The 7,261-nt window shown below is 73.0% G+C and carries 5 protein-coding genes and 2 pseudogenes; 6 read left to right on the plus strand and 1 reads right to left on the minus strand.

Features of this window, described 5'->3' with window-relative positions; all coding sequences use genetic code 11:
• Nucleotides 1-201: 201 nt before the first annotated feature.
• From FGF04_RS24670 to FGF04_RS24690, 5 genes are all read left to right on the plus strand, one after another.
• Complete coding sequence (locus tag FGF04_RS24670) at nt 202-846, plus strand: HNH endonuclease family protein (RefSeq protein ID WP_149513446.1); 645 nt, start codon at nt 202-204, stop codon at nt 844-846.
• A 145-nt stretch (nt 847-991) separates the two neighbouring features.
• Complete coding sequence (locus FGF04_RS24675; protein WP_149513447.1) at nt 992-2,695, plus strand: alkaline phosphatase D family protein; 1,704 nt, start codon at nt 992-994, stop codon at nt 2,693-2,695.
• Between the two features lie 363 nt (nt 2,696-3,058).
• Nucleotides 3,059-5,005, plus strand: coding sequence for an FAD/NAD(P)-binding protein (locus tag FGF04_RS24680; protein WP_149513448.1), 1,947 nt, complete (start codon nt 3,059-3,061; stop codon nt 5,003-5,005).
• Between the two features lie 84 nt (nt 5,006-5,089).
• A complete protein-coding gene (locus FGF04_RS24685) occupies nt 5,090-5,542 on the plus strand; it encodes a DoxX family protein (protein WP_149513449.1) in 453 nt (150 codons plus the stop codon).
• Between the two features lie 190 nt (nt 5,543-5,732).
• Nucleotides 5,733-6,413, plus strand: a complete 681-nt coding sequence (locus tag FGF04_RS24690; RefSeq protein ID WP_149513450.1) for a DedA family protein — start codon at nt 5,733-5,735, stop codon at nt 6,411-6,413.
• Between the two features lie 23 nt (nt 6,414-6,436).
• On the opposite strand, the pseudogene FGF04_RS24695 reads toward FGF04_RS24690, so the two are convergent.
• Nucleotides 6,437-6,661 (minus strand): annotated as a pseudogene (locus tag FGF04_RS24695) (DUF2277 domain-containing protein); the annotation flags it as partial.
• Nucleotides 6,662-6,755: 94 nt separating this feature from the next.
• On the opposite strand from FGF04_RS24695, the pseudogene FGF04_RS24700 reads away from it, so the two are divergent.
• Nucleotides 6,756-7,079: pseudogene (locus FGF04_RS24700) on the plus strand (hypothetical protein); the annotation flags it as partial.
• Nucleotides 7,080-7,261: the final 182 nt, after the last annotated feature.

The raw sequence follows: 7,261 nt of genomic DNA on the forward strand, positions 1-7,261 counted from the left end.
AGACCTCCGCAGCCCCCCGCGCGCCCTATTCCGCCCGAGGGCAGAACAAAGGGGACGGGCCGATCCGGAAATCCCGACGCGGCTCTTGTCGTGTCATGCCCACATCACTAACTTCTCACCTGGCGCACACCTCCCGGAAACCCGCTGCCGGGAACATGCAGTGCCCGCACGTCAACTTCCCCCCACCCAAAGGGAGTTCGCATGCCCAGGATCTACGCGCGTCGACGGCTGAGCCTGCTCGCCGCCCTCACCGGCCTGATAGCCATGGCCGGCCTCTTCAACGGCCCGGCCGCCACCGCCGCCCTGCCCACCCCGGTCAGCGCGGCCACCGCCCGCACCTACCTCGCCTCGCTCACCGTGGCGACCGAGGACCGCACCGGCTACGACCGCGACCTCTTCCCGCACTGGATCACCATCAGCGGCACCTGCAACACCCGCGAGACCGTGCTGAAGCGCGACGGCACGAACGTCGTCACCAGCTCCGCCTGCGCCGCCACCAGCGGCTCCTGGTACTCGGTCTACGACGGCGCGACCTGGACCGCGGCCTCCGACCTCGACATCGACCACCTCGTGCCGCTGGCCGAGGCCTGGGACTCCGGCGCCGACGCCTGGACCACCGCGCAGCGCCAGGCCTTCGCCAACGACCTGACCCGCCCGCAGCTCATCGCCGTCACGGACAACGTGAACCAGTCGAAGAGCGACCAGGACCCGGCCGAGTGGATGCCGTCCCGCACGGCCTACGCCTGCACCTACGTACGCGCCTGGGTCCAGGTGAAGTACTACTACGACCTGTCCGTCGACTCGGCGGAGAAGTCCAAGCTCAGCTCGGTCCTCAGCGGCTGCTGACGCACCACGGCCACCGGCCCCGGGCACCGCGTCCCACGGCGATCCCCCTCGATCTCCCGTGATCTCACGCGATCTCCCGCCGGAATGCCCCCACCGGCCTCCGTCGTTCCGTACCGTACGGGACGACGGAGGAGGGTGATCACACGTGGCGAGCCTGCGCCTGGGTCCACTGCTGAGGTACGTCGACGGCTCGGCCGCGACCGTATGGGTCGAGGCGAGCCGTCCGTGCACCGCCGAGGTGCGCTGCGCGGACGGCTCGGGCGGTGAGGCCCGGACCTTCCAGATCGCGGGCCACCACTACGCCCTGGTCCCGGTGACGGGGCTGACGCCGGGCACGACCACCTCGTACGAGGTGCTGTTCGACGGCGCGCGCGTCTGGCCGCTGCCCGACTCGCGCTTCCCGCCCTCGGCGATCCACACCCCCGTGGACGACCACGAGACGGTACGGGTCGCCTTCGGCTCCTGCCGCTGGGCCTCGCCGCCCGAGGGCGAGAAGGACCCGGTCGGCCCGGACGCCCTGGACACCCTCGCGGTACGGATAGCCGCGGACCCGCAGGGCGAGCGCCCGGACGTCCTGGTGCTGCTGGGCGACCAGGTGTACGCGGACGAGGTGTCCAAGGCCACCCGCCGCTGGCTGGAGGACCGCCGCGGCCTGGACGAGCCGCCCGGTGCCGAGGTCGCGGACTACGAGGAGTACACGCACCTCTACTACGAATCGTGGCTCGACCCCGAGGTGCGCTGGCTGCTCTCGACCGTGCCCAGCTGCATGATCTTCGACGACCACGACGTCATCGACGACTGGAACACCAGCGAGGCCTGGGTCGCCGACATGCGCGGGACCCCCTGGTGGCGCGAGCGCGTGCTGAGCGGCCTGATGTCGTACTGGGTCCACCAGCACCTCGGCAACCTCTCCCCCGACCGCCTCGCCGAGGACCCGCTGTACGCGGCCGTCCGCGACACGCCCGACGGCACGGACGCCCTGCGCGCCTTCGCGGCCCGGGCCGACGCCGATCCGGCCTCGGTGCGCTGGAGCTACCGCCGCGACTTCGGCCGCACCCGCCTGCTGATGGTCGACAGCCGCGCCGCCCGCGTCCTGGACGAGCAGAACCGCTCGATGCTCGACCCGGCGGAATGGGACTGGCTCCGCGAACAGATGCTGGACGGCCGGACACCGGACACCGGCCGAGCCACGGACGCCGACCGGGCATCGAGCGCCCAGGCCGCCCCCGGCCCGTACGACCACCTGCTCATCGGCACCTCGCTGCCCTGGCTGCTCCCCAACCTCGTGCACGACGCGGAGGCCTGGAACGCCGCGACGTGCCGCGGCGAGCGGGGCGAGCGCTGGGCACGGCGCGGCGAGAAACTGCGGCGCGCGGCCGACCTGGAGCACTGGGCGGCCTTCCCGGCCTCCTTCGACCGGCTGGCGGAGCTGATCGCCGAGGCCGGCTCCGGACCCCAGGCACCGGCCACGGTGTGCGTGCTGTCCGGGGACGTCCACCACGCGTACGTCGCCGAGCCGGTCTGGCGGGAGAGCGCGGCCGGGCCCGACGCCCGGGTGCTCCAGCTGACCTGCTCCCCCGTCCACAACTCCATCCCGGCCTACATCAAGGCCGGCTTCCGCTTCGGCTGGAGCGGGACGGGCCGGGCGATCGGCCGGCGCCTGGCCCGGCACGGCAGGGTCGCCCCGCCGCCCGTCGACTGGCGCAGGACCGGCGGCCCCTGGTTCGGCAACCAGCTGATGACCCTGACCCTGCGCGGCCGTTCGGCCCACCTGCGGCTCGACCACGCGCGCGAGCAGCGCGACGGCGGGGCCCGGCTGCGGACGATCGACGAGTCCGAGATCAGCTGACGGCAGGACGGCAGGCGCGGCAGGGACGGCAGGCACGGCTCGGCGCGCATCCTCCCGCACGCACCGGCCGGCGCGCATCAATTGCGTACGTTGCCCGTGTAGGGCCTTGTTGTGCGTGATGCTGACGCTTGGTGCCCGCGAGTCCCGTGAGTCCCGTGAGGCATCCCACAACCGGCACCGTTGATCCGCTCCAGGGGTCGGTTCCGGCGGCGCGCGACGGCATGATGATGCGGACCGTCCGCTTCCAGTGGGCGTCAGAGCCGCACATGCCCCACCTGTCCGGGAGTCTCACCCTTGTCTGCAGCGACCGCGGAGCCGACGGAACCGACGAGGACCACGGAGGTCACGGAGCCGCCGAAGCCGATGACACCGGAGAGACACGTCCATGTCGCCCTGGTCGGCGCCGGGCCGCGCGGCACCGGTGTGCTGGAGCGCCTGTGCGCCTCCGCGCCCGAACTGCTCACCCCGGGGACGCGGTTGACCGTCCACGTCGTCGATCCGTCGCCGCCGGGCCCCGGCCGCGTCTGGCGCACCGCCCAGCCGGCCGAGCTGCTGATGAACACGGTGGCCTCCCAGGTCACCCTCTTCACCGACGACAGCGTGGACTGCTCGGGCCCGATACGCCCCGGCCCCAGCCTGCACACCTGGGCCGGCGGCCGGCTGGGCCCGGACGAGTACCCGAGCCGCGCCCAGTACGGCCACTACCTGGAGTGGGTCTTCGCCGAGGTGGTCCGCGGGGCGCCGCCCGCGCTGCGGATCGAGACGCACCGGGCGCGCGCGACCCGCCTCGACGACGCGGCCGGCGGCCTGCAGACCCTCGTACTCGACGACGGGCGCACCCTGACGGACCTGTCGGCCGTGGTCCTCGCGCAGGGCCACCTGCCGGTGCTCGCCGACCCGGCGCAGGAACGGCTGTCCGCGTACGCCGCGTGCCACGGCCTGCGCCACGTCCCGCCCGCCAATCCGGCGGACCTGGACCTCTCCGCCGTCGCCCCCGGCGAGACCGTCCTGCTGCGCGGTCTGGGCCTCAACTTCTTCGACCACATGGCCCTGTTGACGACGGGCCGCGGCGGCCGTTTCCTGCGCACCCCGGCCGGTACGCGCTACCTGCCCTCGGGCCGCGAGCCGCGCCTGGTGGCCGGTTCGCGCCGCGGCATCCCGTACCAGGCGCGCGGCGACAACGCGAAGGGCCCGTACGGCCGGCACGTCCCGCTCGTGCTGACGCCCGAGACCGTCGCCGGCTTCCGCAAGCGCGCGGACTCGGGCGAGGCGCCCGACTTCCTCATGGAGATATGGCCGTTGGTGGCCAAGGAGGTCGAGACCGTCTACTACGAGGCGCTGCTGGCGCGGCCGGCGCGCGGCGGCACGCATCCGCGCGGTTTCCGCGAGCGCTTCCTCGCCGTGCCGCACCGCGACCCGCGCGAGGCGCTCGTCCTGGACGCGTTCGGGGTCGCGGCGGCCGAACGCTGGTCCTGGGACCGGGTGTCGCGGCCGTACGCGGGACGTGTCTTCACCGGTCCCGCGGACTTCCGGGACTGGCTGCTGGCCCATCTGCGCGAGGACGCCGAGCAGGCCGCGCTCGGCAATGTGGAGGGTCCGCTCAAGGCGGCCCTCGACGTGCTGCGCGACCTGCGCAACGAGCTGCGGCAGATCGTCGACCACGGCGGGCTCGCGGGCGCGTCGCGACGGGAGCACCTGGACCGCTGGTACACGCCCCTCAACGCGTTCCTGTCGATCGGGCCGCCGCGCCGCCGCATCGAGGAGATGACCGCGCTGATCGAGGCGGGCGTCCTGGAGGTGGTCGGCCCCCGGCTGGAGGTGCGGGCGCGGGACGGGGCGTGGGTGGCGCACTCGCCGGACGTGCCCGGTTCGACCGTGACGGCGACGACCCTCGTCGAGGCCCGGCTGCCGGAGCCGGACCTGCGGCGGACCGCCGACGCGCTGCTGGCCCGGCTGCTGAAGACGGGCCAGTGCCGTCCGCACACGGTGGACGGCTACGAGACCGGTGGGCTGGACGTGACACAGCGTCCGTACCACCTGATAGACCGTCAAGGATGCCCGCACCCGCGGCGGTTCGCGATCGGCGTGCCCACCGAAGGGGTGCACTGGGTGACCGCCGCCGGGGCCAGACCGGGGGTGGACTCGGTCACCCTGTCGGACGCTGACGCGATCGCACGGGCGGTGCTGCGGACGGCTGCCGCGCAGGCGGGGCGGGGGACGGAAGGAGAGGCGTCGGCGGAACCGGAGCCCGTATCGCCCATGTCGCCCGAAAACCCGTGGCCAAAAGTTGAACTTGCAAGCGTTGAATAGGCCCACCTAACGTAAAGCACTCACTCGGTTACGCCCCCCGCCGGTCCTTTCGGGACCGTACTCGAACCGAAGGAGCTCTCCCTCATGACCGGACGCCTCAACAGCGCCCAGCCATACGCCATCGGCCTGTTCCGCATCGTCGTCGGCCTGCTCTTCGCCTGCCACGGCGCCGTGTCGCTGCTGGGCGTCCTCGGCGGCCTGGACGGCAAGGGCGCCACCGTGGAGACCGGCGCCTGGCCGAACTGGTACGCGGCCGTCATCGAACTCGTCGGCGGCACCCTGGTCCTGCTCGGCCTCGGCACCCGCGCCGCGGCGTTCATCGCCTCGGGCGCCATGGCCTACGCGTACTTCAAGGTCCACCAGCCCGAGGCGCTGTGGCCGATCCAGAACAGCGGCGAGGGCGCGGCCCTGTACTGCTGGTCGATGCTGCTGCTCGTCTTCACCGGATCGGGTGCGTTCGGCCTGGACCGGCTGCTGCCCGGCCGGCCGTCCGCGCGGGCCGGGGAGAACCGCCCGTCGGAGCCGGTCACGGCCTGACGCGCCCCGATTCGCGCTGACGCACAGCGCGGGCGGGTGAACACGAAGTGACGGACACCCGAGCCCCTGTGGACCTCCTGTCGGACCCGAGGCGTACGCTCTGTGGCTGTCACAGGCCGCTCCTGCCGCTCCCCCGCGACACCGCGGCGCGGCAGGAGCGGCCTCACGGGGGAGACACAGGGGAGTTCCGGTGCTTGAGAGTGTGGGGTCGCTGTCCGGCACCCCTTGGATCTACAGCCAATGGATCTACGCCGTGGTGGCGCTGTCGGTCCTGTTCGACGTCTTCCTGCCGGTGCTGCCCAGCGGCGTCCTCGTCATCACGGCGGCGACGGCGGCCGCGGCGGGCACCGGGGCGGCGACCCCGCACGTGCCGGACATCCTGGCGCTGATCCTCTCGGCCGCGACCGCGTCGGTCCTGGGCGACCTCGTGGCGTACCGGCTGGCCTGGTGCGGCGGCGCACGGCTGGACCGCGCCATCGCCCGCTCCCGCCGCCTGAGCGGCGCGCAGGAACGTCTCGGCGCGGCCCTCGCGCGCGGCGGCGGCGCCCTGGTCGTCCTGGCCCGCTTCGCGCCGGCCGGCCGCTCGGTCGTCTCGCTCGCCGCGGGCGCGGCACGGCGCCGCGTCCGCGAGTTCCTGCCCTGGTCGATCCTAGCGGGCCTCGCGTGGGCCGCGTACAGCGTCGCCCTCGGCTACTTCGGCGGCCAGTGGCTGGGCGCGACGTGGTTCGCCTCCGGCATCTCACTGGTGGCGCTGTTCGCGGCGGGGGCGGGGGCGGCCTATCTGATGCGGCGCCCTTCACCGGCGGCGGTGGCGGTGGCGGTCCCAGTGGCGGTGGCGGTGCCGGACTCGGGCGCGGGCACGGGCGTCTGAGACGTCGCGGGCGCCCGCGACACCCCAGACGTCCGCGACGCTCCGCGGACCTCGATCCCGGCCAGCAGTTCGGCCGTGGCGGCCGTCACCGCTTCGACCGCGCGGTCGAACACCTCACGGTTGTGGGCGGCCGGGGCCCGGAAGCCCGACACCTTGCGGACGTACTGGAGGGCGGCGGCACGGATGTCGTCCTCCGTGGCCTCTTCGGGGAGGACGGGGGGTCGGAGTGTCTTGATGCTGCGGCACATGCGTCCAGTCTCGCGCAGGGCACTGACACCGGAGTTCGGGTGAAGTCCCGGAAGGAACTCGCATCATAAAATCGAACAGGCGTACCATTGCCGCGTGGCTGCGACCTATGACTTCCCGAGCGATCTCCTGTCCGGTCAGGAGGAGTTGCACCAGGTCCGGGCCGAACTGCTGGCCCTGCTGAAGCGGCTCCCCTGGTCGGTCGAACCCCTGGACGGCTTCAGCGACGACCACGGCTGGCGCAAGGTCGAACGCCCTGCTTCCCCCGGCTGGACGCCCGACGAACAGGCGGAAGTGGAGAAGCTCCGCGAACGCGAACGCGAACTGGCGGTCTTCGTCACCTGCCACCGCTACTGGTCGGAGGTGACGGCCACGGAGAAGGTGGACGCACGGATGACGCTGAAGCACGTACGGGAGGGGGAGCCGGGGCGGGAGCCGGCCCCTGGGCCGGAGCTGGAACCGGGATTGGCCCCCGAGTCAGACCCGGAGCCGGAGTTGGACGCAGATCCGGAGCCGGAGTTGGAGTCGGCCTCTGTACCGGAGCAGGACCTGGAGCAGAACCTGGAACCGGAGCCGACCCCGCAGCGGGACCCGAACTCGGG

It is taken from the genome of Streptomyces apricus (assembly GCF_008369065.1).
Lineage (GTDB): Bacteria > Actinomycetota > Actinomycetes > Streptomycetales > Streptomycetaceae > Streptomyces > Streptomyces apricus.

Coding starts and splice junctions, on each gene's coding strand:
- FGF04_RS24670 (WP_149513446.1), top strand. CDS start 202: ATGCCCAGGATCTACGCGCGTCGACGGCTGAGCCTGCTCGCCGCCCTC.
- FGF04_RS24680 (WP_149513448.1), top strand. CDS start 3,059: ATGACACCGGAGAGACACGTCCATGTCGCCCTGGTCGGCGCCGGGCCG.
- FGF04_RS24685 (WP_149513449.1), top strand. CDS start 5,090: ATGACCGGACGCCTCAACAGCGCCCAGCCATACGCCATCGGCCTGTTC.